This window comes from Alkalimonas amylolytica, assembly GCF_900107845.1.
Taxonomy (GTDB): Bacteria; Pseudomonadota; Gammaproteobacteria; order Enterobacterales; family Alteromonadaceae; genus Alkalimonas; species Alkalimonas amylolytica.
The window spans coordinates 417,751-444,388 of sequence record NZ_FNRM01000003.1; the positions used below are offsets into that span (position 1 = coordinate 417,751).

At 52.0% G+C, this 26,638-nt stretch carries 26 protein-coding genes; 7 read left to right on the plus strand and 19 right to left on the minus strand.

Features of this window, described 5'->3' with window-relative positions; genetic code table 11:
• Positions 1 to 40 precede the first annotated feature (40 nt).
• From BLW37_RS08210 to BLW37_RS08225, 4 genes are all read right to left on the minus strand, one after another.
• Positions 41 to 1,501: an FG-GAP repeat domain-containing protein gene (locus tag BLW37_RS08210; RefSeq protein WP_091341745.1), complete on the minus strand. Its 1,461-nt coding sequence runs from the start codon at positions 1,499 to 1,501 to the stop codon at positions 41 to 43.
• Positions 1,502 to 1,648: 147 nt separating this feature from the next.
• Positions 1,649 to 2,452, minus strand: a complete 804-nt coding sequence (locus BLW37_RS08215) for a DUF1338 domain-containing protein (protein WP_091341747.1) — start codon at positions 2,450 to 2,452, stop codon at positions 1,649 to 1,651.
• A gap of 80 nt (positions 2,453 to 2,532) precedes the next feature.
• A complete protein-coding gene (gene astA / locus BLW37_RS08220) occupies positions 2,533 to 3,570 on the minus strand; it encodes an arginine N-succinyltransferase (protein WP_091341749.1) in 1,038 nt (345 codons plus the stop codon).
• Between the two features lie 6 nt (positions 3,571 to 3,576).
• Positions 3,577 to 4,785 (minus strand): aspartate aminotransferase family protein, encoded by a 1,209-nt coding sequence (locus BLW37_RS08225; protein ID WP_091341751.1) that lies wholly within the window; start codon positions 4,783 to 4,785, stop codon positions 3,577 to 3,579.
• A 155-nt stretch (positions 4,786 to 4,940) separates the two neighbouring features.
• On the opposite strand from BLW37_RS08225, the gene BLW37_RS08230 reads away from it, so the two are divergent.
• Positions 4,941 to 5,369: an Lrp/AsnC family transcriptional regulator gene (locus BLW37_RS08230; protein WP_091341753.1), complete on the plus strand. Its 429-nt coding sequence runs from the start codon at positions 4,941 to 4,943 to the stop codon at positions 5,367 to 5,369.
• Here the strand turns inward: BLW37_RS08230 and BLW37_RS08235 are convergent.
• Both BLW37_RS08235 and BLW37_RS08240 read right to left on the minus strand, forming a co-directional pair.
• Positions 5,366 to 5,845, minus strand: a complete 480-nt coding sequence (locus BLW37_RS08235) for a GNAT family N-acetyltransferase (RefSeq protein ID WP_425426615.1) — start codon at positions 5,843 to 5,845, stop codon at positions 5,366 to 5,368. The two genes, BLW37_RS08230 and BLW37_RS08235, sit on opposite strands and share 4 nt — an antisense overlap.
• A 7-nt stretch (positions 5,846 to 5,852) precedes the next feature.
• Positions 5,853 to 6,413, minus strand: a complete 561-nt coding sequence (locus BLW37_RS08240; protein WP_091341757.1) for a TMEM165/GDT1 family protein — start codon at positions 6,411 to 6,413, stop codon at positions 5,853 to 5,855.
• Positions 6,414 to 6,751: 338 nt separating this feature from the next.
• Between BLW37_RS08240 and BLW37_RS08250 the strand changes: the two genes are divergently transcribed.
• The 3 genes from BLW37_RS08250 to BLW37_RS08260 all read left to right on the plus strand — a co-directional run bounded on the left by BLW37_RS08250 (position 6,752) and on the right by BLW37_RS08260 (position 9,531).
• Positions 6,752 to 7,372 (plus strand): DUF4136 domain-containing protein, encoded by a 621-nt coding sequence (locus BLW37_RS08250; RefSeq protein ID WP_171907579.1) that lies wholly within the window; start codon positions 6,752 to 6,754, stop codon positions 7,370 to 7,372.
• A 168-nt stretch (positions 7,373 to 7,540) separates the two neighbouring features.
• Positions 7,541 to 8,866 carry an MATE family efflux transporter DinF gene (dinF, locus tag BLW37_RS08255; RefSeq protein ID WP_281248652.1) on the plus strand — a complete coding sequence of 442 codons (1,326 nt, stop codon included), beginning with the start codon at positions 7,541 to 7,543 and terminating at the stop codon, positions 8,864 to 8,866.
• Positions 8,867 to 8,946: 80 nt separating this feature from the next.
• The gene (locus BLW37_RS08260) at positions 8,947 to 9,531 is read left to right on the plus strand and encodes a DUF5610 domain-containing protein (RefSeq protein ID WP_091341763.1); all 585 of its coding nucleotides are present in this window, start codon (positions 8,947 to 8,949) and stop codon (positions 9,529 to 9,531) included.
• Positions 9,532 to 9,755: 224 nt separating this feature from the next.
• Here BLW37_RS08260 and BLW37_RS08265 read toward each other — a convergent pair whose 3' ends face one another.
• Together BLW37_RS08265 and BLW37_RS08270 are read right to left on the minus strand one after the other, a co-directional pair.
• Positions 9,756 to 12,236: a S9 family peptidase gene (locus BLW37_RS08265; RefSeq protein ID WP_091341765.1), complete on the minus strand. Its 2,481-nt coding sequence runs from the start codon at positions 12,234 to 12,236 to the stop codon at positions 9,756 to 9,758.
• Positions 12,237 to 12,400: 164 nt separating this feature from the next.
• Positions 12,401 to 13,006 carry an FMN-dependent NADH-azoreductase gene (locus BLW37_RS08270; protein ID WP_091341767.1) on the minus strand — a complete coding sequence of 202 codons (606 nt, stop codon included), beginning with the start codon at positions 13,004 to 13,006 and terminating at the stop codon, positions 12,401 to 12,403.
• Positions 13,007 to 13,242: 236 nt separating this feature from the next.
• Between BLW37_RS08270 and BLW37_RS08275 the strand changes: the two genes are divergently transcribed.
• Both BLW37_RS08275 and BLW37_RS08280 read left to right on the plus strand, forming a co-directional pair.
• On the plus strand, positions 13,243 to 13,839 hold the full coding sequence (locus tag BLW37_RS08275; protein WP_091341769.1) for a sigma-70 family RNA polymerase sigma factor: 597 nt from the start codon (positions 13,243 to 13,245) through the stop codon (positions 13,837 to 13,839).
• Positions 13,823 to 14,506, plus strand: coding sequence for a ChrR family anti-sigma-E factor (locus tag BLW37_RS08280; protein WP_091341771.1), 684 nt, complete (start codon positions 13,823 to 13,825; stop codon positions 14,504 to 14,506). The genes BLW37_RS08275 and BLW37_RS08280 overlap by 17 nt, the downstream gene beginning before the upstream one ends.
• 44 nt (positions 14,507 to 14,550) lie before the next feature.
• Here BLW37_RS08280 and BLW37_RS08285 read toward each other — a convergent pair whose 3' ends face one another.
• From BLW37_RS08285 to ccmA, 11 genes are all read right to left on the minus strand, one after another.
• The gene (locus BLW37_RS08285; RefSeq protein WP_091341773.1) at positions 14,551 to 16,800 is read right to left on the minus strand and encodes an aminotransferase class V-fold PLP-dependent enzyme; all 2,250 of its coding nucleotides are present in this window, start codon (positions 16,798 to 16,800) and stop codon (positions 14,551 to 14,553) included.
• A 131-nt stretch (positions 16,801 to 16,931) separates the two neighbouring features.
• Positions 16,932 to 17,681, minus strand: a complete 750-nt coding sequence (locus BLW37_RS08290) for an MlaA family lipoprotein (RefSeq protein ID WP_342744204.1) — start codon at positions 17,679 to 17,681, stop codon at positions 16,932 to 16,934.
• 32 nt (positions 17,682 to 17,713) lie between these two features.
• Complete coding sequence (gene ccmI / locus BLW37_RS08295; protein ID WP_091341777.1) at positions 17,714 to 18,919, minus strand: c-type cytochrome biogenesis protein CcmI; 1,206 nt, start codon at positions 18,917 to 18,919, stop codon at positions 17,714 to 17,716.
• Positions 18,919 to 19,374, minus strand: a complete 456-nt coding sequence (locus BLW37_RS08300) for a cytochrome c-type biogenesis protein (protein ID WP_091341778.1) — start codon at positions 19,372 to 19,374, stop codon at positions 18,919 to 18,921. Before BLW37_RS08300 ends, ccmI begins: the two co-directional genes overlap by 1 nt.
• Positions 19,371 to 19,970, minus strand: a complete 600-nt coding sequence (locus BLW37_RS08305; protein WP_091341780.1) for a redoxin family protein — start codon at positions 19,968 to 19,970, stop codon at positions 19,371 to 19,373. Before BLW37_RS08305 ends, BLW37_RS08300 begins: the two co-directional genes overlap by 4 nt.
• Positions 19,963 to 21,963, minus strand: a complete 2,001-nt coding sequence (locus BLW37_RS08310) for a heme lyase CcmF/NrfE family subunit (RefSeq protein WP_091341782.1) — start codon at positions 21,961 to 21,963, stop codon at positions 19,963 to 19,965. Before BLW37_RS08310 ends, BLW37_RS08305 begins: the two co-directional genes overlap by 8 nt.
• Positions 21,963 to 22,454, minus strand: a complete 492-nt coding sequence (ccmE, locus tag BLW37_RS08315) for a cytochrome c maturation protein CcmE (RefSeq protein WP_091341783.1) — start codon at positions 22,452 to 22,454, stop codon at positions 21,963 to 21,965. The genes BLW37_RS08310 and ccmE overlap by 1 nt, the downstream gene beginning before the upstream one ends.
• Complete coding sequence (ccmD, locus tag BLW37_RS08320) at positions 22,451 to 22,654, minus strand: heme exporter protein CcmD (RefSeq protein WP_091341785.1); 204 nt, start codon at positions 22,652 to 22,654, stop codon at positions 22,451 to 22,453. Before ccmD ends, ccmE begins: the two co-directional genes overlap by 4 nt.
• Positions 22,654 to 23,391, minus strand: coding sequence for a heme ABC transporter permease (locus BLW37_RS08325; protein ID WP_091341787.1), 738 nt, complete (start codon positions 23,389 to 23,391; stop codon positions 22,654 to 22,656). Before BLW37_RS08325 ends, ccmD begins: the two co-directional genes overlap by 1 nt.
• 1 nt (position 23,392) lies before the next feature.
• Complete coding sequence (ccmB, locus tag BLW37_RS08330) at positions 23,393 to 24,052, minus strand: heme exporter protein CcmB (protein ID WP_091341789.1); 660 nt, start codon at positions 24,050 to 24,052, stop codon at positions 23,393 to 23,395.
• A complete protein-coding gene (gene ccmA, locus BLW37_RS08335; protein ID WP_228611484.1) occupies positions 24,046 to 24,672 on the minus strand; it encodes a cytochrome c biogenesis heme-transporting ATPase CcmA in 627 nt (208 codons plus the stop codon). The genes ccmB and ccmA overlap by 7 nt, the downstream gene beginning before the upstream one ends.
• A 100-nt stretch (positions 24,673 to 24,772) precedes the next feature.
• Here ccmA and fliK point away from each other — a divergent pair, with 100 nt between their 5' ends.
• Positions 24,773 to 26,632: a flagellar hook-length control protein FliK gene (fliK, locus tag BLW37_RS08340; RefSeq protein WP_091341792.1), complete on the plus strand. Its 1,860-nt coding sequence runs from the start codon at positions 24,773 to 24,775 to the stop codon at positions 26,630 to 26,632.
• Positions 26,633 to 26,638: the final 6 nt, after the last annotated feature.

Here is a 26,638-nt window from a genome sequence, read left to right on the forward strand (position 1 = left end):
GCCGGACAAAAGCCAAAAACAGAAAGTGTTAGCAAACATTTTAACGACTGAAGATTAAATGCAACTGGTTGCTGTGCTCTTGTTTATCCTGTGCATCAAACGGCAACACCAGGTCGTCTTTGCCATTGCCGGTGAGATCGGTGATTAATACCCGGCTGCTGTCACGCGGTACATCCAGCTCCAGCCGTTCACTGCGCCGGCTGAATAAGCGGCTGCTGTCGGGGCTGTATAAACGCAGCCGACCACTTTCTCCCACCAACAGATGCTGCTGGCCACTGCCGGTCAAATCCGCCAGTTGAAACAACGGCAAATCAAAACGTACATTGCTGATGCTGACATCCACCCGCGCCTGCTGGCGCAAATCAGCCCGGCTGCCATAATGCCCCTGCTCATTCATCAGAAAGAAATCCACATCCAGGTTGGCATTGCCGCGTAATAACACCCGTACTATGGTGCCTACCCCGATGTTGGTGTTGGGGATGTAAAAATCCTGCCGGCCATTGCCATTAAAATCACCAATCACCACATCAATCGGCACATTGTCGGTTTTTACCCGGGTATCCGGCTCGGCAGCAAAGGTCAGCCCCTGCTCACTCAGACGCCCAAAATGAATACGGTATTCGGTACTGCGATCCAGTGCGTCAGCCAGTTGCTCGCGTTCCATCACCAAATCTGGCAAACCATCGCCGTTCATATCACGCACATCGAACAAGCGGTCCATCTGCTGGCCCTGATAACTGCGGCCTGCATCGCTGCGTTGATCCAGGGCACGTTCATCCGATAAAGGCACCGGCCACTCCAGAGCTTTAGGCTGAACAGCAAAGCTGCCATCTACGGCCTGTTCAAACGCCCAGAAGCGTCCTTGATCGACAACCAGCAGGTCTTTACGGCCATTGCCATTGGTATCCACCACAAAGGGACGTCTTGGCTGATAATCCAGCCGATTGCTTTGCCAGCTTTGGATGCGGCTCGGCAGCTGCAATTCATAGTGCCGGAAGCTACCATCCGCGTTTTGTCGTAACAAATGCGAACTGGTAAAGTCCGGAATAAAAAAATCAGCAAGCTCGCTCCCCAAATCCAGCGTAAAAGTGCGCTGGCGCAACCGCACCGAGTCCAGCACCCGATGCACCGAGCTTACAGCCAGCAGTTGCTGGTACTCACCATCCGGTAAACTCATGCGGTACAAACCATCAATGCCCCAAAACACCAGCTGCGGTAGCTCGAAACCCGCCAATTGGGCTTTGCTGAAAAACTGGGCACTTTCAGGAATGGGTAAGCTACTGACGTTGTAGTTCTCGGTATCGACCAGGCTCAGCCAGCGCTGGTACTGATTAAAGCCCGATACCAGCAGATAAGGCTGCTCTGGCATTTTCAACAAACTGCCATTGGCCGGATGCTCCAGCTGCAGCTGCACCCGCTCCAACGTCAGCTCATCCGCCGGAAGCAAACCAACACTCAGCATGCCGGTCATCAGTAAGGCGCTTATTTTTTGTATGATCATGAAGTTAGCATCCAGCCGTTCAGGAATTCAGCATCAAAGGTACCATGCAGCCTAAAAAGAACACAATGAATTGCACCTGAATAGCACAACGAAAAACGCCGGGTGATGGATCACCCGGCGTGGCTGGATAGCTTTTACGCCTGAGGCTTAACGGGCGTTGGTGCTCTCAAAGATTTTATCGGCAGAAGCCGCAACAAAGCCGGTGTACAGCATGCCTGGCGCCACTTCGTAACGGCGGGCAAATTCGTAGAAACAGCTTGGAATGGTGGCCGGGCCATCGCTAAACTGCAGAGTAATTAAGTCGGCCAGCGTCGAGGATTGCTCCAATAAGACCTCTTTGCTGCCTTTGATCTCTCCGCCTGAGGTATTGAGCAGGAAGCCGCCGTCTTTCAGTGCCTGATTGACCTGCTCCAGCGTTTCAAAATTTTCCAGCGCATTGACACTGACGGTAAAGTGGTTGGCGCGGAAGCCCCAGGCTGCCATCCAGGCCGCGTACTCGCTTTCTGCCAGCAGCGCTTCATAGGTCGCATGATCCATCGACCAATGGGTACCGGAATAAAGGAAGTTATCAGCAGTGACGGCCTCTTCCGGGATCTGGGCAACCAGCTCAGTCACAATACGCTGCAGCTGCTCTGAACACTGATCCAGCAACAACTCCGAGATAAAGACCTTCGGCTGATTGCGATCCGGATGCTCAAAATGCTTGGCATAGAGCTTTTTCGCTGCAAAATGGTACTCACCACACTCTTCGTAGCCAACCGCTTTGAAATGCGCGGCCAGCTTTTCCAACCCGATTTTATCCAGGTTGAAGGTACGTAAGGCGATGTGGTCATTGATGATGTCCGCTTGCTGAGAGCTTCCCAGCAACTGATGGACACGCTTGGCAGAAGGCGTTACTTCCAGGTAGTTCTGCCACAGATTCTCAAACAGTTCATTGACGTTGCTATGCATGACGCTCACCTTACTTCTTAACTTCCAGGATGCCCCAGGGGGCAGGTATTATAACAAATTTGGTTTCAATCCATACCGGCTCAACGACGGCCTTTTTCCAGCACAATAAAGCGCGCCAGCCCGCCTTCGCTAAGTTGCAGCGCATCAGCCAGTTCCGGTTGGATCAACAACACGCCCTGATGCTCATCAAAGCGGGCCTGCTCACTGAAACTGGCACGAAAGCCCTGGGTTTCGGTGTTGCTGACTGCCAGCATCTGGCCAGGTTCAACTTTGGGTACCACCCGTACCGGCACTTTCAGGCTGCTGGCCACGGAGTGGATCTGACCAAGACGGGCTTCGATGGTTGGGCCGGCATCGAATAAATCGACATAGCCACGATGGACAAAGCCTTCTTGCTGCAACATTTTTAGTGCCGGCTTGGTGTGCTCATGCACCTGGCCTATCACTTGCTGGGCTTCTTCCGGTAGCAAGCCCACATAAATGGGATGACGCGGCATCAGCTCGGCAATAAACGCTTTTTTCCCTACGCCAATCAGATGATCAGCAGTTGGGAAATCAATGGTCAAAAAGAGTTTTTGCAACCAGCCCCAAAATGGCGGCTGACCATTGCCATCCGAAGCGCCTCGCATTTCGGCAATCACCGTCTCGGCAAAACGCTGCGGATGCTCGGCCATAAACAAAAAGCGCACCTTGGATAAAAATCGCCCGGTGTAGCCTTTGCGGTAGCTCTGGCGTAAAAACAGCGTGCATATTTCCGAAGCACCGGTGTAATCGTTGCAAAGCGTCAGCGTTTTCAGCTGATTTAACACATTCAGCTCAGCCGAGTGGTGCATTACCCTATTCTGCTGAAAGTGATACAGCGGAGTCTCAAGACCTACCGCCGCTTCAATACCGGTGGTGCCGACAATGTCGCCGGTTGCAGTATCTTCCAGCACAAACAGATAACCCTGCTGCCCCGGCTGCTCGACACACTGCGCAAAACTGCTCTCAGAGTGGGCAATTTTTTGCTGCAACCGACCATCGTTGACCGGCAGGGAAGTAAAACCTGGGCCGGACTCTTCAGCAATGTAGCGCAACGCAGCAAAGTCACTGCTTTGAATAGGGCGAATAACCAGCATCCGTCGTTAACCCTGCACGATTTTGGCAACGGCACGCTCAAAGCGGGCCAGGCCTTCGCGGATATCCGCATCCGGGATCACCAGCGATGGCGTAAAGCGCACCACATTGGCACCGGCCACCAGCGCCATCAGACCTTCTTCCGCCGCAGCCACCATAAAGTCACGTGCTTTGCCTGCATAATCGGCATTAAGCACAGCACCCAACAGCAAACCCTGGCCGCGAATGGTAGCGAACACCTGGTATTTTTCATTGATCTGACGCAAACCATCACGAAACAACTGCTCTTTGGCTTTCACGCCCGCCAGCACATCCGGTTGATTGACGGTATTTAATGCTGCCAGCGCCACCGCACAGGCCAAGGGGTTGCCGCCATAGGTGGAGCCGTGGGTACCAACCACCAGATGTTTGGCAATGGCTGTGGTGGTGAGCATGGCACCTATCGGGAAACCACCACCCAGCGCTTTAGCTGTCGTCAGAATATCCGGCGTCACACCTAAACCCATATAAGCATAAAGCTCGCCAGTGCGGCCAACGCCGGTTTGCACTTCATCAAAAATCAGCAGCGCTTTGTGCTTTGTGCACAGCGCCCGCACCTGCTGCATAAATTCCGCATCGGCTGGCAGCACTCCACCTTCACCCTGCAACGGCTCTACCATCACGGCACAGGTGCGATCAGAAATCAGCGCTTTTAAGCTGTCGATGTTGTTGAACTCTGCATGCTCGATGGCTTCCGGCTTTGGGCCAAAGCCATCAGAATAAGCTGGCTGCCCGCCAACGGTAACGGTAAAAAAAGTGCGGCCATGGAAACCTTGTTTAAAGGCAACAATCTGATCTTTGTGCTCACCAAACTGGTCTTTGGCAACACGACGCGCCAGCTTCAGTGCCGCTTCATTGGCTTCCGCACCCGAATTGGCAAAATAAACCTTTTCGGCAAAGGTAGCATCCACCAGTGCTTTGGCCAGCAACAAGGCGGGTTCATTGGTCAACACATTGGATAAATGCCACAGCTTTTCGCCCTGCTCTTTTAACGCAGCCACCAAGGCCGGATGACAGTGCCCCAGGCAGTTCACCGCAATACCGCCGGCAAAGTCGATGTATTCCTTGCCTTGCTGATCCCAGACTCTGGAGCCAGCACCTTTGACCGGGATCATCTGAGCCGGCGCATAGTTGGGTACCATCACCTCATCGAAAAGAGCTCTGTTTACTTGCTGCATGGATAAACCTCGTGTCGTTATTATCGGTCAAGAACCGGATTGGCAGAGAGCCGGAAAATGTAGTCACAGTTTAATCGCCATAGCTGCCATTTTGCAGTATCATTCTGTACAAAATCACCGATTAAAAAGACAATTTGACTTAAGAGGTTGTCAATATGATAAATTCAGAGGACGAGCAGCTGCTGGCAATTCTGCGCACCAATGGCCGTGCCAGTGTGTCGGATCTGGCACGGGCACTGAATGTTTCGCGCACTACCATCCAGAACCGGCTGCAGCGTTTAGAACAGCAAGGCGTGATCCAGGGGTATACGGTAGAGCTGGGCAGTCGCTTTCTCAGCGAACAGGTATCGGCCCATGTGTCGATCAAGGTGCGGCAAAAACTCACTGCTCGCACCAATCTGGAGCTCAAGCATATGCCGCAGGTATCGGCACTGTATGCCATCAGTGGTGAGTACGATTTGATTGCCATCGTGCAGGCCCAAAATACCGAGCAGCTCAGCCATATTCTGGATGATATCGGCAATCTGGAAGGGGTGGAAAGGACCAACTCGTCGGTGATCCTTGAAACCAAGTTTAAGCGCTAAAGTTTTTTCTGCCAGAACACGGCTTGCCCCATGGCAGGATCGAGCTCATAGCCGGCAAAGCCAAATTTCTGGTAGCTGGCTTTGGCCACGGTATTGCCTTCCAGCACCTCCAGCGTTAGTTTGCAGCAATTGCGCGCTTGTGCTAACTGTTCAGCGGCCTTGAGCAATAAGGTGCTGATGCCCTTGCCCCGGCTGGCCGCTACCACCGCAATATCGTGAATATTCAGCAGAGGCCGGGCGGCAAAGGTGGAAAAACCTTCCACACAATTGATTAAACCAACCGGTTCGCCATCTTCATAAGCAATAAAGCTAAAGGTATCGCTACGCTCCGCCAGTTTGCTAACCAGCTCCGCCTGAACCTGCTCAGCCAATGGCTCGGCCCCACCCATCGGGTCCAACGCATATTGATTCAGTAAATACACCAGTTGACTGGCTTGCTGTGGATCGCGGTAGTTTACAGGTCGCACATCGATCATAGTCATCCTAATAATTGATAATGGTGAGAACACCCAGCAGCAGAAAAATACCGCAGGCGGCGCGACGGGCCCAATCCAGGGAGATTTTATCCATCAGCCAGCTGCCGGCATACACCACAGGTACATTGGCGGCCAGCATACCAAAGGTGGTGCCCCAAATCACCCACCAGATGGCCTCATCAAAGGTCGCCGCCAGGATCACGGTAGCGATTTGGGTTTTATCACCAATTTCGGCCAGGAAAAATAAGATGCAACTGGCCATAAAGGCACCAAACTTCAGCACGCCGGTATCCTCGCTGTCGTCTTTATCCGGGATCAGCAGCCAGAGTGCGACCAGGATAAAGGAGCCCCCAAGCAACCAGCCCTGCCAGCCAGCCGGTATAAACTGTGCCACCCAGACTCCCAGCCAGGCAGAAGCAGCATGATTGAGTAAAGTTGCCACCAGAATACCGGCAATGATGGCCAGTTTTGAACGAAAACGAGCTGCAAGGAATAATGACAGAAGCTGGGTTTTATCACCAATTTCGGCAATAGCCACCGCAGTGAACGAAGCAAGAAAAGCATCCATGGAAACGACTCAGCGGGAACATCTACCAAAGACATGCCCCAGGCTCCCGCTTTGGGCCCAGTGCATGTCTCAGGTCTCATCAGTCTGAAGCAAAGCTGCAGATGTTGTTGCCATGTGCAATGAGGCACAAGGATGTTGACAACAACGCCAGTCTGGCCGATTACTCCCCCAAGCGCGGCGGCATTTTAGCCCGTAGAAAAGACAGATGCAAGTTAGGCTTTTACTGGATTAAGCACAGGTTCAGTTGTAGTCTGTTAGAGTTTATTGAACGCAAGAACTAAACCATTCTTGCTTTTGTCTCATAAAGTAAGATGTTGAATGCGTTGCAGGAGTTGATTATGTCCAATTTTGTAAAAGCTACTCAGGCAGTCACTGAGCAAAAATCACAGCTTCGCCTGGTTGTTTCAACCTTTTGTTTATTACTGGCCCTGCTGGTACTGGCAGGCTGTGCCAGCAAACCTGAACCGCGTATTGATTATGCGCGGGATGTCAACTTTGCCCACTATCAGACGTTTGGTTTTTTTAGCAACCCGGAGACCAATACCGAAGAATACCAGAGCCTGCTGACCGATCACTTTAAATCGGCACTGCGTCGTGAGATGGAAGCTCTGGGTTACCGGTATCAGGCTGAAGGTGCCCAGTTACTGCTGAACTTTGCGTCCATCACCGAAGATAAAACCGATATCCGCACCAGTCCGTTCCGCGCCAACGTGGGCTTTGGTCGCTTTGGTCACCGCTCTGCCTGGCATCTGGGTTTCCCAATTTATCAATCGGATATTGAAACCGTGCACTACAAGCAAGGCACGGTACGGGTCGATTTAGTCGATGCAACGCAAAACCGTTTAATTTGGCAAGGTGTGCAGGAAGGCCGCCTCACCCGCGAAGCACTGAGAAATCCAAAGCAAGCCGTGGATGAGACGGTAGCGCTGATTTTCCAGCGCTTCCCTACCCGGCAATAATCGCATTGCCCCATGCATAAGCAGCCTGCGGGCTGCTTTTTTGTGGCATAAAAAAACCGGCCCAAGGGGGCCGGAAAAGTTAGCACTAGGAGGAACAAACACCCCTCTTTCGACAGGCTGTGCTAGTATGCCTGGCCTAAATGACAGCTTAATGACGTTAATGCCTCTGTGCTGAACTTTAATCATCCCAAACAAAAGCAGGTGTTGCTGATCGCTTTGCCGATGATCGCTTCCAACCTGACCATTCCCTTGCTCTCTTTGGTAGATACCGCTGTGGTCGGCCATCTGGAACATGCCTGGTACTTAGGCGGCGTGGCCCTTGGCAGCAGCTTGATCAGTCTGTTGTTTTTACTGTTAGGCTTTTTGCGCATGAGCACAACAGGCCTGACGGCGCAGGCCTTTGGTGCCGGGGATAAAAGCGCACAGCGCGATGCCTTGCTGCAAGCAGCTCTGGTTGCCATAGGGCTGGCTCTGCTGCTGTTGCTGCTGCACCCATTGGTGATGCCTTTGGTACAGCTGATAAGCCAGGCCAGCAACGAAGTGCTGCAGCAAGCCGGTATTTATTTTCAGATCCGCGTTTGGAGCGCCCCGGCGGCACTGCTCAACATGGTGCTGCTTGGCTGGTTTCTTGGCCTGCACAATGCCCGCTACCCAATGTGGTTATTGCTGATCAATCAAAGCCTGAATATTGTACTGGATTTACTCTTTGTGCTGGGCTTTGGCTGGAAAGTCGCAGGGGTTGCCGCCGCCTCAGTGATTGCTGATTACACTACCTTGTTGGTGGGCTTACTGCTGGTACGGCGGCTGTGGCAACAACACCAACTAGCGCCCTTAGTGTTTGAACGACTTAGTCGGCTGGTTGGTTATGGCCGCTTATTTGCGCTTAATCGCGATATCTTTATTCGCAGCCTTTGCCTGCAAGGGGTGTTTGTTTTTATCGCTTTTCGTGGTGCCAGCTATGGTGATGCAATTGTGGCTGCCAATGCTGTCCTCATTACTTTTCTGATGCTGGTCTCCTATGCGCTGGATGGTTTTGCTTACGCCGCTGAGGCTTGTACCGGCAAAGCCGTGGGCGCCAAAGACAGCAGCGAATTGCAGCAGCTGTTTGCCATTCTGGCTGGTTGGGGCCTGGTGCTCGGCATAATTTTCAGCCTGCTGTTCTGGTTAGGCGGTACAGCCTTGATTGGTTTGCTAACCTCCATTGTTGCAGTACAACAAAACGCGGCTCACTTTCTGCCCTGGTTAATCGCCCTGCCCCTGATTGCGGTCTGGAGCTATTTACTGGATGGTATCTACATCGGCGCCACCAAAGCCAGAGCCATGCGCAACAGCATGCTGCTGTCCTTCGCTGGTTTTGGTCTGTGCTACCTTCTGCTGCAAGGCATGGACAACCATGCTCTTTGGCTGGCATTGTCGGTTTTTATGCTGCTGCGCGGCCTGACTCTGGGTTGGCCTTTATACCGCTTCGGTAGCGATTATTTGCTGAAAAACTAAAAAACACTCAAGCTGCACAATTTTCAGCCGATACAATGGATAGGCTATACTTCGTCCAGAACCAACTGAGGTACTTACTTATGGCGATTGCACCTATTCCTCCAAAAGCTGCCGAGGCAAGCAGCAAGCAAGAGTCTGCTCCCAAATCCGAGCTGGATAAAGCCGTTGCAGATCGCGCCGCAAAAGAAACCGCAAAAAATGCCCAGAATGCGGCCATTTTGGCAGCCAATGAGCAGGTGAGTTTAAAATCCAACAGCGAAAGCCTGCGCTTGCTGTACAAAACTGCGCTGGAGGCCATCAACAAAGAGCTGGAACCTGTGCTGGGTGAAAACGCAGCGCAAAAAACCTACGACTCCGGCATTGATGTCTCTCCTGAAGCAACCGCCGAACGCATTGTCAGCTTTGCCACCAAATTCTATGGCCGCTACGAAAAAATGACACCGGATATGGATGAACAGGAACGGCTCGACAGCTTCCTCAACATCATAGGTGGTGCCATCGATCAGGGTTTTACCGAAGCCAAAGATATTTTAAAAGGCCTGAATGTGTATGAAGGTGAGATTGAACGCAACGTCGATGCCACCTACGATTATGTGCTGAAAGGCCTGGCCCAGTTCCGTGAGCGCATGGAAGAGATGATGCAGAAAAAACCAGACGAAAAATAACCCGGCTCCCAGCAACAAAAAACCGGGCATGTGATAGGCCCGGTTTTTTGTTGGCTAAAGATGACTAATTAGTTTCCATCCTGAAACGGCATCCCTGCCGTTTCGCGGAGTCGCCAGGAAAAAACGCGGTTTTTCCTGGCTCGCAAAATCAATGGCTTATGCCAATGATTTTGGCCGCGCATCCTTGCGCTGCGTTAGTACCCGCCTTTCAGGACAGGCACTAATTACAAATTGTCTTCAAACAGCTTAAAGATACGGCGGTATTGATCCAACCAGCTGCTAGGCTGCACATAGCCGTGATCTTCGACCGGATAAATCGCCGTTTCAAAGTGCGGAATTTCCAGCTCGATAAAGCGCTGTACCAGACGCACCACATCCTGGAAGAACACATTGCGATCCACCATAGGTGCGCTGATCAAGAGCGGATACCGTAAGCCTTCGGCGAAATAGATCGGCGAGCTACGCTCATAGGCAATAGGGTCAATATCCGGGGTATTCAGGATATTGCTGGTGTACGGGTGGTTGTAATAGGCCCAGTCGCTGACCGGCCGCAGAGCGGCACCGGCTTTAAACAACTCCGGTTCATTAAACATGGCCATGAAGGTCATAAAACCACCATAAGAGCCACCATAGGTGCCAACCCGGTTGCGATCAACATGGACGTTTTCTACCATCCAGTTCACGCCATCCACCAGATCTTCGACTTCCGGCGTGCCCATCCGACGGTAGATAGCGGTGCGCCAATCACGGCCATAGCCTTTCGATGCCCGGTAGTCCATATCCAGCACCACATAACCATGCTGAACCAGCAGATTGTGGAACAGGAACTCGCGGAAATAGACCGACCAGCCCAAATCGCTGTTTTGCAGATAACCGGCACCGTGATTGAAGATCACTGCACGACGGGGCTCGCCGTCCATGTGGTTCTCTGGCAGGTACAACTTGGAGTAGACAGGCGCAGCCTGATGACTGGATGGCACAGGTACAATTTGCGGTGCCTGCAACGGCAAGGCTTTAAAAGCATCGGAAATGGTATAGGTTAAACGCTGAACATCAGCAGCTGGTTCTGCGCTGGTAACATAAAGCTCATGCGGCTTTAGGTTGTTGGAATAGCGCAACAACAGGCGGCTTTCATCCGGTGATAGCTGAAAATCAACCGCTCCAGGCAAGTTGGTGACTTGCTGCAGTTGATTGTTGCTAAGCTGCACCCTGAACACATCGTACTGGCCCGGATGATTTCGATTGCCTTTGAAATAGATAAAACGGCCATCGCGGGTCAGCACAGGGTTTGCCACTTCAAAGGTACCTTCGGTAAGCTTCTGCGCCCGACGCTGATTCAGTGCCTTGGTGTACAGATGCGAGTAACCGCTTTCTTCGGACAGGTAATACAAGGTATCACCGGCCGGCAGCCAGCCAAAATCATTGAAGGCATAGTTAATCCAGGCGCTGTCGTGCAGACGGTGCTGTGGCACCAGCCGCTTATTGGCAAAATCTACCGTCGCCAGCCAGCGATCTTTGTTATCGAACGCCTTGAGCATTACTGCCACCTGATTGCCTTGTGCATTCCAACGCATCGCGCTTTGTGTCCAGTACCAATCCGTCATCAAGCCAATATCGCGGATCACTTTTTCACTGCGATAACGCTCGCCACGGGCAAGGGCATTTTCCGTTTTGACCTCTTTGAGCACATCCTCATTGTAACCGGGCAAGCTGGTGTAGCTTAAAGTATGCTGGCTACCATCGCTGAGATCCACCAGAATCAACTGTTGTGGCAAGGGCTTGAAATCATGCACCCTGCGACGCACCGACTCGGCAATGATGTCACCGCTTGGCGTGATGTAGTTCGGCATAATATCGCGATCACTGCTGCTTTGTTGATCACGAATGGCCACCAACAGGAAGTTGCCCTGCGGCGACAGACTGGCATCGACAATATGTTTGTCTTTGCCGACATAAATACTCTGCGGCGGCATTGCAGGGTTGTACTGCCTTAATTCCTGCTCCTGTTGATGGCGCTCGGTGCGGTTACGCTGCTGCAAAGCAACAAACTCCAGCAGCTTGTGCTGCTCTTGAGCTAAATAACTTTCTGGTACGCTAGGCGCCTTAGGCGCATCTTCTGTACGAATACTGAATAGCTGTTCAGTCAGACCTGTGGTTGGATCCACCGCAAAATACAGCCAACCACTGCGATAGGCCAGCCGACCATCGGTTAAAAACTGCAGGTGACTTTGCCGGTCCTGACTGCGTGTCAGTTGACGGATGGTACCGCTTTGACTGTCTTTAACAAATACATTGCCCTGAAAAATATAGGCTTGCAGCTGACCGTCGCTGGAATACACCGCATCGGCTGCGCCCATCTGATGCACTTCAGCCAGAGATACTAAGGTCCCGTTATCCCGGTTAGATTCCGTCACTGAGCGCTTGTACCAGTCACGGATTTCACTACCTTCACGCTTGCGCTGGTAATAAATAAACTGACTGTCTGCAGACCAGAACTCATTTTCCGGTTGGCGACCCAACCAATCCGGATCGGCCATAATCTGTTCCATGGTTAGCCGGATGCTGGCATCAGTCGCATAAACTTGCTCCAGCTGAATGGTTTCAATTCGGTGAGTAAGCCGTTCGTTTTTGGCATGCACAGAAGAGGTGGCCATACAGGCACCTGCCAGTGCAACCGCCAGTATCGAGGTTGTCAGTAGTTTCATAGTGGCACTTTTATGATTATGGGTATGGTTGTTGGAATAGCACCATTTATACAAAGGCTAAGGTCAGGATGCAAGCAATGCGGGTTCAAGCGGGGTAGAAACAAGATTAGCGCCCAACCGTACTGCTCTTAACCAGATGGGCACTCATTAGATTGCAACGCTTATCAGGCAGCCAATTTACGACTCAGTTCACCGATACGCTGCTCTGCTTTTTCCAGCGCAGCTTTAGCAGCCTCCTCGCCCATATTCAGGCCTTCCGCATAGATAAAGTACTGCTCACTAAGACCAATAAAGTTGAAAAACTGCTGTAAAAACGGTGTTTGGCTATCTGCATTTGTGCCCTGATAGATACCGCCACGGGTTGCGAAAACAACAACCGGTTTATCGGACAGCAAACCAACCGGCCCTTGCTCAGTGTACTTAAAGGTAACACCAGCACGAGCTACCCGGTCAAACAAAGCTTTTAACTGACTTGGCACACCAAAATTGTACATAGGTACGCCTAACACAATCGCATCGGCTTGATGAATACGGGCAATCAGATCATCCGAATGACGAGCCAGAGCAGCCTGCTCCAAAGAGCGATCGGCTTCCGGGGTCATCCAGGCTGCAATTTCATTCATTTCCAAATGAGGCAGTGGCTGACTGGCCAAATCAATGCGATCCAATTGGACGTCGGCAGGCAACTTAGTAAGAAATTGTGCAACAAGCTGGCTCGATTTACCTGCTTTACCGCTGATAGAGCTCTCAATCACTAAAACTGTTCTCATAATAGGTCTCCTAGTGGTTAATGGCTGCATGATACATCAACAAAAAAGAATAAAAACCAGAAAATATCATAGCTATCTTTCGATAAAATGAAATGAATCAGTTTAGTGATTACGCTCGTATAAGGTGGTGATCTATCCACTGGCAACCTTTGCACAATTAGGAAAGACGAATGATGTTGAATTTAGCATCCACTCAGAGGCATGATGGGACCACACCAGCACAACGTGAGCCCGGAATGTCGACGAACGATGAAAATGCCCCAGAGATCCGTACCGGTCAATGGGAGGATGCACTTAGTTTTGTCGCTGTACATCAAGACAAAGCTGCTTACTCTGAACTGTTTAGCTATTTTGCACCCCGCCTGAAAGCTTTTGGCATGAAGATGTTTGGCAACGAACAGCAAGCTTTGGAGATGGTGCAAGACACCATGCTTAATGTGTGGCGAAAAGCCCGGCTGTTTGATCCAAGCCGAGGCTGCGCTTCGACCTGGATTTTTACTATTGCCCGTAATGTCCGCTTCGATATGTTACGCAAAAAGCAAAGCCGTAAAGACGATATCAGCGCCGACGACCTCTGGTACGACGGCAATTACCCTGAGCAGGAAGACTCAGGCAGCCATCAATGGGATACCGTTTTGATGACTGAAAAGTTGGCACCACACTTTGATCGCCTGCCCGAAGCTCAGCGTTTAGTGATGGTAAAAGTGTATTTAGAAGAAAAGTCGCATCAGGAAGTTTCGGATGAACTGGCCATTCCGTTAGGTACGGTGAAATCACGAATTCGTCTGGCACTGGATCGTTTGAGAGAGGCACTCGATGACACACGCAGTTAAATATCATCCGGGCATTCCGCTACTGGAACAATACGTGGAGGGCACATTGGAAGCCGATGTTGCTCTGGCGGTATCCGCCCACATTGATTTGTGCCCACATTGCCAACAACTTTGTTTGGATCTTTCCGCTGAACAAGGTTTGATGTTGGAGAAATCAGCCCCAGCTGCTGAGCTTGATGCCACGGATCTGGATCAGATGCTGGCTGATATTATGGCACAGCCGCAGTGGAATGGTCGTGAGCTAAACACCCAGCCACAGGGCCCGGTTCAGGTGCAATTAAAAGACAAAACCTTTACGGTACCACGTGCTTTAGCGCGGCTGGTTGAGCAGCAAACCAAATGGACCCAACTTGGCAGCATTGCAAATGCTAAGCTGCCAGCGGGTGACAAACGCCATGTGTCGCTGCTTTATATCGATAAAGATACCGCTATTCCGCAGCACACCCACAAGGGGCTTGAAATTACCCTGGTGTTGAGTGGCCGCATTGTCGATGAAAAGGGCAGTTATGGTGTGGGCGATATTTTGATCAACACGCCCGACGATACCCATACGCCGCGCACCTTGCCGGATGAGGACTGTTTGTGTCTGTCGGTGTTAAGCGCGCCTCTGCAATTTAACAAAGGCATTACCCGTTTATTGAATCCACTTCAGCACTTGTTTTACTAAATCAACACCCAACCTTTTAGGGCCAGTATGCGCTGGCCCATTTTTCAACTAATAAGCGCCATACCACCTTTTAAATTGTACAACTGACGAAAACCCAATCGTGCTAATACCTGGCAGGCAACCAAGCTACGATTGCCGGTGCGGCACACCATTAGTAAAGGGGTATCCAGCTGCCAATCGGCATGACTGAGCAAATGGCATAGCTTGGACAAAGGTACCTCACGTACGTTGCAGCCAGTCGGCAAATAAGGAGCCAAAGCACCCGCACTCTGCTCATGCGGTTCGCGCACATCTACTACCTGCAGATGTGGTTGCAAACGTATAAATTCTTCCAACTGTTCCGGTGCAATGGTCGCCTTGGCATCTGTTGGCATGACTTCGACCAAACCACAAAAATGCTGTTCCAGCGCTTGCAGTTGACAAGCCTGGGCATTAGTGACTTGCTGCCAGTCATCACTCGCTAGCTCATCGTGCAACAGAGATCGTAACAACGGCTGCTCATCGCAGGCAATTGAGAGGGTGGTGAAAAAGCGCTGAGCGCAATCGTGACTGGATAGCAATAAAGTATCCGGCTGAATATGCTGCTGCAGACGCTGCACACTGCGTTGCAAGGCTTTGGCATCGCCACCAGCCAAGTCAGTTCGTCCTACCCCGCCAGGTAACAGCAAGTCACCGACAAAAGCGGCTCTCAGCACGTCCTGCTGATACAGCAGGTAACTGCTGGCACCGGGGCAATGACCTGGTGTGTCCAGGCGCTGTAAGCAATACTGACCACAAAGCAGCTCATTCGTTTCTGCAGGCCACCCCAGAGCATCGGTGGGATGGCGACAATCCAGCTGCAATAAGGTACAAAGCTCAGTACGGACCGAAGCATGGTCAGGGTGCTGATGCGTATCCAGCACCGCTTTTAGCTGCAATTGCTGGCCCTGTATCATCGCCTGCAAACGGCCCAGCAATGGGAGCGCAGCATCAATTACTACCGCAGCCCGGGTTTCAGGGCAGACCAGCAGATAACTGCACAAACCTTCATGTTTTAATTGCGTCAGTCCCTTGATATGCCACTCGAGCGTGGGGGTGGCGTCTGTCAGCACCAGACAATGCTTTTGCACAACTGCCGCCAACTCACGGATGCGCTGACAAGCCTGCAGGCACTCGACCGGTGTCATCGCCGGGCCAAAAGATAGCCTGATTGAGCCTTGCGAGCGCCAAGCTTCCAGACCCATGGCATCCAATACAAAACTGCTGGGTACTTTCGAGCTGCAGGCAGAGCCTGAGCTGACACGAATGCCGGCAGCATCAAACAAGTCCATAATGTCTTTGCTGTAAAAGCCAGGCACCGAGAAGTTAATCGTGGTAGGCACGCAATAAGGCGCATCGCTGTTAAGCACCAATTCTGGAAACACCTGTCGCAAAGCCGCCAGCAAATCGGCCCGGTATTGCCAGAGCTGCTCTACTGGCTGAAACACCGAGCCCTCTGTCTTTAACAGCTCACTGAAAATAGCGTGCAAGGCTGCGACACCAGGCAGGTTTTCAGTACCAGAACGTAAACCGCTTTCCTGACCACCACCAACCACCAGCGGTTGGTAACTGGTGCCAGCACGCAGATACAAAAAACCAATACCTTTAGGTCCATAGAGCTTATGGCCGCTAAAAGGAGCATAGTCGATGCTGGTATCTTGTAAACTCAGCGTCATTTTCCCGAGCGCCTGCACGCAATCGACCAACCAGGGAATATCAGATCGTACGGCACGAATGCATTGCTCTAACGCTGCTAAGTCCTGCTGTACACCGGTTTCATTATTGGCCGCCATGGTGCAGATCACCGTGGCTTTGGGCAACTGCTGACGAATAAAATCCAAATCCAGCAAACCGTTTTGATCCACCGGTATAGCGCACAAGGTCGCATTGAGTCCCAGCACCTGATTCCAGTGCTGCAAACTTTGCGGAATAGCCTTGTGCTCGGTTGCTCCATACAGCAGCAAGGTGTCCGGACCAACGCGGCCCTCGGCTTTGGCTTTGCTAAGCGCTGATAACACCGAAGCCTGAATGCCTTCGGTTGCCCCTGAGGTGAAAATGATGTCGCCAGCACCGGCACCCACCAACTTACGCGCCAGTTGGCGGGTTGCTTCCAGCTCAACCTTGGCTTTGATGCCAGTGGCATGGGTGCTGCTCGGGTTACCAAAACATTGCATCATGTGATGTTGCACCGCCTCAGCCGCACAGGGCAGCACCGGCGTAGTGGCATTGTTATCCAGGTAAATTTCAGCACGGTTGGCAGACAAAAGTGGTTTCATAGCGACCCAACATATAACCAAAAAGAATATGATATTCCTTTAAATGATACGTGGCTTTTACTCACTCGACAAGGCTTGCTGCAGCGATGACGAACAATAAAAAAGCGAGCTGTTTGGCTCGCTTTTTTAACTCAGAAGAACTCGTCCAGATAAGAGTCGTCGTACTCCTCTTGCTCTGGCGGATTGCCGTCGTAAATTTCGAACAAGCGATTTTGCAAGTAGGCCTCACGAATAAAAGCGTAGGGATCGAACGAGTCCTCCAGCAGATGCTCCATCGCCATGGCTTTTTCACGCTGGGTCAGACCGCTCAGCACATAACGTGTAATGGTTAGAGGGGTATTAAACAAACCAAGGGGTGAGTAGAGTGCATCCACCAAATCGCCGCCAGTATCCCGGATGGTTGAAGGGCCTCGGGCTGGCACCATTAAGAAGGATCCCTCCCCCACGCCCCACACTGCCAGGGTTTGACCGAAGTCTTCCCGTCGTTCGTTCAAACCAATTTTGGTGGCAACATCAAACAGGCCAAACACGCCGATGGTGCTATTGACCAAAAAGCGGCCGGCGCTCACGGCCATGCTAGCAGGCTTGGCTTGCAGGGCGGCATTGACGAAACTATCCGGCTCACGCAAATTGCTCAAAAAGTTATCCACGCCACGCCGGGCCGGTGTGGGAACCACAGCCATATAGCCAACGGTAGCCGGTCGTAGCAAGTTTGGATCGAGAATTTCATAGTTCAGCTCCCACATGGCACGGTTAAAACCTTCCAGTGAGTCGCGTGGATCTTTCTCCACCACTTGCTCTTTCGGCGCGCTGGCGCAGGCAAGTAAGCCAAAAGCCAGACAACACACGCTAGCCAGCTTAAAAAAATGCTTTGTGTTCAAGATCCTTCCTCTGTATTTAAGCCAATAAACCATTACTCAGCTTTCAGCCGCAGCGATACCTGAACCTTGCCATCACTGAATAATTGCGGCGCCGAGACCACTTCAAAACTGCCTTGCCGATCATCCACAGAACCACTGGGTGAAAAGCGGGCTACCACTTCCACATCATCAATACTGGCTAAGGTCCAGCCTGGCTGCATGGCCATCTCTTCGGTCAGCATCAGCTGTAATTCACCGGCAGGTACCGGAATACGCTGTGCCGCTACAGGTAACGCCGGGCCATCTGGTTGGCGAACAAACACAAACACACTGGCATCCGGATACTGCTGACGCAAAGACGGATCTACATCCAGGGTTAACAGCACCAAGCGCTCTTGCCGTACACTGACTTCGTGCCCTAACGCTTGTAGCTTCTCAAGCACCACAGCGTAACGCGGATCAGTGGTTGGCAGCCGATCGAGCAAAATGGTCCAGGCCGCAGCAGCTTCGGCCATATCCCCTTTTTCGTAAGCCACAAAGGCAAGCAAAGACAAGGCATCCAGATTATCCGGCTCAGCCGTTAAAGCCCGGGCCAAAGCGCGGCCAGCTTTGGCCAGCTTATCATCCCCACCAACCACCAACAGGGCCTGACTGTAACTTATCAAAAGTGCCGGCCGGTTTGGCGTCATCTGCAAGGCTTTTTCAAACGCATCGATAGCATCCATCATAAAACCTTGCGACAACCAAATGCGCCCTAACAAAAACCAGGCTGCGGCATCATCCCCATCGCGCGCCAGCTTGGTGCGAAGGGCCAAGCCAAAACGCGCCAGTTCCTGCTCACTCAGCGGCTCGCCATGCTCCAGCAAGGCGCGCTCACCATATTCGGGTAGCTTTTGCTGCGCCAATTGCCAGTCGGCCAGCTCACGATAATGGCCATTCCAACTGTAAATACCGGCTACCATCACTAGCAGAGCAGTACTCAAGCCACCGTACCAGCGCCAGCTGTTTTGGGATGCTTTTAACTGCACCGCTTTGGCTTCTTGCTCCAGAAATTGCTGTTTCAGTTCATTGGCAGCACTATCAAAGTCCTGTTCAGCCAACTCGCCAGCATCCCGTGCTGTCGCCAGCAAATCCATGCGCTCAGCAAATAATTGCGCTGGAGTTTGCTGCTCACCAGCTCTGGCACTGCGTGGCCAGGCCATAAATACCACACTCAGGGCCAGCATCAACACTGTCCCTAGTAGCAACTGCCACATCATTATTTTTTACTCCGATAAGCGTCGATAATTGCGTCGAGCTCCTGCTCCAACGCCGGATTGCTTGCCTCTGATGTTGGCACTGCCTGACGGCGTCGCAGCATGTACCATAGCATCAGCACCAGCATCAAAACCGGCAACACCCACAACAACAAGGTAAGAGGATTTAACGGCGGACTGTAATGCACAAAGTTTCCATAGCGATCGACCATAAAGTCGATGACTTCCTGTTTGCTGCGCCCCTGCTGCACCAGCTCGTAGGTTTTGTTGCGCATATCAATCGATACCACCGCATTGGAGTCGGCAATATTCTGGTTCTGGCACTGTGGGCAACGCAGTTGCTGAACCAGCTCCTGATAAAGCTGGCGCTTAGCGTCATCCTCAAATGGCAGGATTTCCTGACCTGCCCACAGGGGTAAACTGCAAAGCAGCAACAAGAGCGCAGAGAAACGGCTCATGGCTGAGCTCCCTGATAGGCCAGGCCAACCTGCTGCAACTGCTCAAAGGCGGGCTCAAATTTTTGCCGCCATACCCGCGGATTGATATCACCGACATGATGCATGCGAATTTTACCGTTGGCATCTACCAGGAAGGTCTCAGGCGAGCCAGACACGCCTAAATCCAGCGACAAGCGGCGGTTTTCATCCAGAATATTGAACTGATAAGGATTGCCAAAGTAGGCCAACTCGCGCTGCACATCGCGCTGCAATTGCCCCAGGCTGAAGTGATCACCAAAAGCCGGATCAACCGGCAACGGGTAATACAAGCCAACCACTTTAACACCCTGCTCTTTGAGCTCGGTCATAAAGCCCAATTGCGCCTTGCAAGTGGGACACCAAACGCCCCAAACGCTTAGCAAAAAAGGCTCACCGGTGAGTAATTCACGATTCCAGCGCTGTTCTGGCTGCATCAAATCCGGTAAGTCAAATTCAGGCAAAGGACGGTTCAACAGGGCCGAGTCTCTGGTCCAGGGATCCGAAAACAAGCCGGTAAATAAAAACACCGATACGCCCAAAAATATTGCCAGAGGCGCAAAAAACAGCCATTTACGCATGAGCCAGCTCCTTTTTAGCATCGCTCTGATCATCGCCTGAAGGCGCAGCAGCACGACGCAGTACTTTGCGGCGATAGCGCACATCCAGTAAAGACCAGGTAGCCCCTATCGCCATCAGTAAACCACCCAGCCAGATCCAGCGAACAAAGGGTTTGACCTGTACTTTAAACGACCAGGCGTCTCCAGGCAGGGCCTCACCCAGGGATACATAGAGATCACGGCTTAAACGCGCATGAATCGCAGCCTCGGTCATCACCGTGCGCTGAATGGTGTAAAAACGCTTTTCAGCATGTAAATTGGTAATAAAACGACCATCTCGCTCCACCTTCAGATCCGCGGCTTCACCCCCAAAGTTTGGGCCATCCAGCTTGTACAGATCGAGCAAAGTAAATTCATAGCCGGATAAGGTCACCGTATCTCCTACCTGCATCCGTACATCCCGCTCCACACTGTACGTCGTGGTCATGGCAATGCCAATCACCATCACGGCGAAACCAATATGCGCTGTGGTCATACCGTAATGGCTGGCACTGAGTTTGCGAATACCAGCCAACCCCTGACCAAACTGGCGAATACGTTGACCGACTTCACCCAAGGCCGACATGCCGACCCAGGCACCCAACAACAAACCAATCAGGGCCACATTGGCCTGTACCGATTGCGTTGCCGCCATCAGACCAACCGCCACGATCAAAGCCGCCACAGCGATCATCGCCAGCGGCGGGATCAACGGTTGCCACTTTTGCTGTTTCCAGCGCACCCAGGGGCCGAGCCCCAGCAATAAGCTAAATGGAATGGTCAGATAAAAGAACATCGCATTAAAGAACGGTTCCCCGATGGAAATGGTACCAAGGCCCAGCTCCTGGTGGAATAACGGCAGTAAAGTGCCAAGAAACACCACCAAAGTAGCCGTCAGCATAAAGACGTTATTGCCCCAGAGCATGACTTCGCGCGAGAACAACTGATAACGGGCCTGGCTGCGCACCGAACGCATCCGAAGCCCATACAGCAGTAAAGAACCGCCGATGACAATCAGTAAAAACACCAGCAGGAACATGCCGCGGCTTGGATCCGTAGCAAACGAATGCACCGATACCAGCACGCCGGAGCGCACCAAAAAGGCACCCATTAAGCTCAGTGAAAAGGTGGCCAGTGCCAGCAGCACGGTCCAGGATTTAAAGGTACCGCGCTTTTCCGTCACCGCCAGCGTATGGATCAGCGCCGTGCCAACCAACCACGGCATAAAAGAGGCATTCTCTACCGGGTCCCAGAACCACCAACCACCCCAGCCAAGCTCTTTGTAAGCCCACCAGCTACCAAGCATGATACCAAGCGTTAAAAACATCCAGGCCGCTAAAGTCCATGGCCGCGCCCAACGTGCCCAGGTACTATCAAACTTGCCACTGAGTAGAGCAGCGATGGCAAAGGCAAAGGACACCGCAAAACCGACATAGCCCATGTACAACAACGGTGGGTGAATGATCATGCCAAAATCCTGCAGCAGCGGATTGAGATCATTGCCCTCGACCGGGAAGTACGGCAGACTGCGCTCAAAAGCATTGGACATGAACAGTGAGAAGGCAATAAAGCCCACACCAATCCAGCCCATAATGCCGAGAATACGGCCCTGCATTAACAGCGGTAGTTGCTTGGAAAACAAGGCAACCGCAGCCGTCCACAGCGTCAGTATCCAAACCCAGAGTACCATCGAGCCCTCGTGCGAGCCCCAGGTTGCTGTCAGCTTGTAGTACCATGGCAAGACAGAGCTTGAGTTGGAAGCCACATTGATCACGGTAAAGTCATCGGTGTAAAAAGCGTAAGCCAAAGCCACAAAAGCAAGGCCGGCAAACAAAGCCGCTGCCAGTGCCAGCGGCTTGCCGAGCATCAGCGCACGTTCATTGCCAGTATAGCTACCATACAGTGGGACAATGCCCAGTAACAGCGACAGCGCAAAGGAAAACGTTAACGCCAGTTGACCAAGTTCAGGGATCATCAATAACCCCCTGCCGACTCAGTTGCAGTTTGCTGCGATGGCGGCACGTGCTGGATGCCTTTTAACGCTTTAGCAACTTCAGGTGGCATGTATTCTTCATCGTGCTTAGCCAGCACCTCTGTGGCACGAATTAACCGGTCCTCGACCAAGTGCCCCTGCGCCACTATGCCCTGCCCTTCACGAAATAAATCCGGCAAAATACCATTGTATTCGACTGTTACGGTTGGACCTGTGTCGACCAGATCAAAGCGCACGAGCAAGGATTCAGGATCACGCACCACAGAACCTTCCACCACCACACCACCAATCCGTAAGCGCTGGCCGATTTCAGGCCGAATTTTATCCGCCCCGATGCCTTCGACCAGCTGAGTTGGGGTGTAGAATAAGTTGATGTTTTGCTGCAGCGCATAAAGCATGGCGCCAATCGAGCCGGCTACCAGAGCCAGAATCGCTAAAATGGACCATAATCGTTTTTGTCGTCGTGCATTCATCGATGCTCTGCCTCCTGATACTGCTTAATGCGTTGTGCCCGCGCCAACTTCTGACGAAAATTCTGATGAAAGGCTTTCACTTCCCAAAAGCAGTACACCACCAGACCAATCAGCAGGCCATAGGTCAGGCCGTAAGCCAACCAAATGTAAAAGCCATATCCACCCATGGCCAGAAAATCACTGAAACTATCAAACTGCATTAATGTCCTCCCAGTGTTGCCCGTACCCAGGGCCTGTGCTGCTCATGTTCTAAAATGGCGGTTCGCAAGCGCAGACACACCAAAGCCAGCATCAGCAGGTAGAAACCCAGTAAGCTAATCAACAAGGGCCATAACATGCTGGGATGAACCGAGGGCGTATCAAACTTGGTGATGCTGGCGCCCTGATGCAGGGTATTCCACCACTCCACTGAAAAATGAATAATTGGGATATTGACGATGCCAATCACAGCCAGCAAGGACGCTACCTTACCTCCGGTTTGACGATCCGAGAAAGCACCATAAAGGGCGATCACCCCCAGATACAGAAACAACAAAATTAACTGCGACGTAAGCCGCGCATCCCACTCCCACCAGGTGCCCCACATCGGCTTGCCCCAGGCCATGCCGGTAAGCAGCGAAATGGCGGTAAAGACGGCACCAATCGGCGCGATAGCCAGCACAGACCACTGCGCAACCTTCACTTGCCATACCAAGGCGATAAAGGCAGCAATAGCCATCATGGTATAGGTGCTCATCGACAGCAAAGCGGACGGAACATGAATGTAGATAATACGGACGGTATCAAACTGCTGGTAATCCTGCGGTGCAAACACTAAGCCCCATAGGTTGCCAAATAACAAAATACCAATGGCTGACAGCATCAACCAAGGGAACAAACGCCCACAAAAATGGTAAAGAGTCTCAGGTTTTGCAAGTGGATGCAGCCATTTAAACATACTAACTCACATTTATCCGTAACGCACTGGCGACAGCCAGCGGCACCAAAGCCAACGCCAATAACAACATGGCGACCAGAATAGCAAGTTGTCCACTGTAGGGCAGCCCCATGCTGGCTGCCTCGATCGCCGCACTGGCAAAAATAAGCAGTGGGATATACAGCGGTAATATCAACAGGGCCAGTAAAATGCCGCCTTTATCGGCAGACATCGTCAGCGCTGCACCCAGCACACTCAAAATACTCAGCAAGGGCGTGCCCAGCAGCAAAGTAAGCATCATCGCAACAAAAGCTGGGGCTTCCACCCCAAGCAACATCGCCACCACCGGCGATATTAGCACCAAAGGCAAGCCGGTACTTAACCAGTTCGCTGCGGCTTTGGCCAGCACAAAAGCCATCAACCCCTGCCTGGACGCGACCAGCTGTTCAATCACACCGTTGCGGTAATCATCCCGAAACAAGCGTTCGGCCGCCAGCAAGACACTGAGCAGCGCAGCAATCCAGACAATGCCAGGTGCCATTATACGTAACTGATTCGGTTCTGGTCCAACCCCTAATGGAAACAAGGTCAGCACAATAATAAAAAACAACAATGGATTCAGCCAATCAGCTTTTTGGCGCCCCAGCAGCACCAGTTCACGGCGTAAAAAAGTCACTACCATCGGTACGCCAGCTCCAGGGTTTTGAGCGTTGGGAAATCCTGGCTCAGTGCTTGATGGGTGGTCACGATAATAGCCCCTTCTGCGGCCAGATGCTGATGAAAGCGTTGCTGTAAGCGCTGGATGGCTTGCTGGTCCAAGGCCGTAAAGGGCTCGTCAAGGATCCAAAGTTGAGCCTGGGTTAACCAGAGTCTGGCCAGCGAGACCCGACGTTGCTGACCTGCCGACAACATGCGGCAAGGAATGTCTTCCAAACCAGCCAGGCCCAGCTGACCTAACAAGTCCATGCTGTCGGTAAATGGCAGTTGATAAGCCGCACGCCAAAAAGCAATATTCTCCACCGCTGTCAGGTGCTCATGAATACCGCTCTGATGGCCGATATAACATAAAGAAGCGGCATACTGCTCGGCCTGTAAAGCGAGGGGCTGGCCGCAAAACAGAATGTTCCCGTCATCCGGAGTGGACAAACCGGCCAACAGGCGTAACAATGAGCTTTTACCAGCGCCGTTTTTACCCTGTATTTGCAGTAGCTGGCCGGGTGACAACTCAAGATCCAGCGCTTCGAACAGTACTCTGTCCTGGCGGATACAACTTAAGCCGCGGGCGCATAAGAAGTTGGTCACTGCATGGCCTCCTGGTAAAATTGCGCGGATCTTATCATATTCCTAATGGAATACGAACGCATCAGGCCAGTACAAGCATGGTAAAAATGATTAAAATAAGATGAACCCAATCAAACTTGAGCAATTGCTGCAACTAACGGCAACTGGGCGAACTAGCAATGCGGCGGTGCCACTGCAAGCAGACAAGAGCTACACTGGTGTCATCTTAACCGATCCGGTGCAGGGCGCGCGCCTGCTTCAGCTAACAACCAGCCAGGGGATTTTGCAACTCCGTCTGCCAAAAAGTATTCAAACCAGCAATGGTACGCCGATGCAAGCCAGCTTTCAGCAACTGCCGGATGGCCGGGTTCAGGTGCAGCTGCAAGCCAAAGGTGAAGCAATGCAAAGCTTCCCACTCAATCAGCAACAAGCATTAACCTTAGCTTTAAACTGGGGTGCGAGCAGTAAAGTGGGCGCACAGGGCATCACAACCAGTACCGCCACCCAACTTCCTGTCGAGTTAGTAACCAACTCGCAGCAAAGTCAGATCCGTTTACCACAAGGAACTCTGCTTCATCTGCCAGAAACCTTGCATCGCACTATACAATCTCTAATAACACAGTTTCCTCAGGCCAGGCTTCAGGCCAGCATTAGTCTTGGCACCGGCCAGGAGCCCAGCTTGTTTATCGAAGTCAAACCAGTTAGCACCGCCAAGGTTACGAACAGTGGTGCCGCAGCCCAGCTCAGTCAGGTTGCAAACACAAACCTCAAAGAAAATCACAGCACCACAGCGACACCGCAGCGCTTGCAATACCAGCAACTCACCCTGCCGACGCAACTGCAACAACAATTGTTGCAACGACTTGCAGACAGCTTACAAGGTCAAGCGGTGCCAGCACGCCTACAACAGCAATACCTGCAAATGGGTGCACTGATGTTGCCGCTGCCGCAGGTACGATTGCCTTCTGGTAGCTATCAAATCAGCTTGCAGCAGGAGATGCAACACTGGCAATTGCACTTTCAAAGCAAGCAACAAGCCAGCCATAAAGTGACCGTATCGACTGAAGCTTTCAATCGACCTATTCAATGGCAAGCCCCCGTCGGTGCGTCAACCAGTGCCCAGCCAAGTACAACCAACCTTGCTGGCAATGAACCGAAAACATTGCTGGATCAGGGCTGGCGTGCATTACTGCCGTTATTGCCCGACAGCCCAGCTCGCCTGGCTAGTCTGCCAGAACTCCCACAGCCCTTGCAGCAAGTACTGCAACAATTGCGTCAACAACTGCCTGGTGGTCAACAGGTTTTACAAACCGCACAGGTACAGCAACAGTTGCAAGCCGTATTGCAGTTCAATCCTTTGCAGATGCCAAGCCAACTGGCTGGCAGTGCTGCAGGCACCCTGGCAATCGCCATTCAGCTGTTGCTCGGCAGGCTCAGTCAGCAACCACCCGCTGCAAATCAGAGTCCACTTGCTCAACGGCTCATCCCATTGCTGCAACAACTGGATGCACAAAGTGCCAGCCAGTTGTTGCGTCAACTGGCCAGCCACAGTGGCGCCATGCAACAAAGCCAGCTGGCGAGTGCCGAATTACAGCAACAGCAGCCCAGCCAGTTTCTGTTACAACTACCGATCCAGCTGGAGCAGCAAAGCAGTCAACTTCAGGTAAAAATAGAGCAGCGGGAGGAATCGGCTGAGTCTGCTGGTGAAAACAGCGCAAAAATCTGGCAACTGACCATGCATTTTGATTTGCTGGAGCTAGGTAAATTAATGGCAAAAGCCCGGCTGCAGGAAAACCGTCTGAATCTGCAGATTTACAGTGAGCAAATTAAGGCGCAGACACTGGCTGAGCAATTCTTGCCTTTGTTAACCGAGCGCTTGACCGCTCAGGGAATAGAGGTTGAACAGGCGCAGTGCCAGCTCGGGGTAGTTCCTGGCACTTTGTTTACCAGACAAAGTAGCTTAATTAAGGTTCAGGCCTGAGGAGCT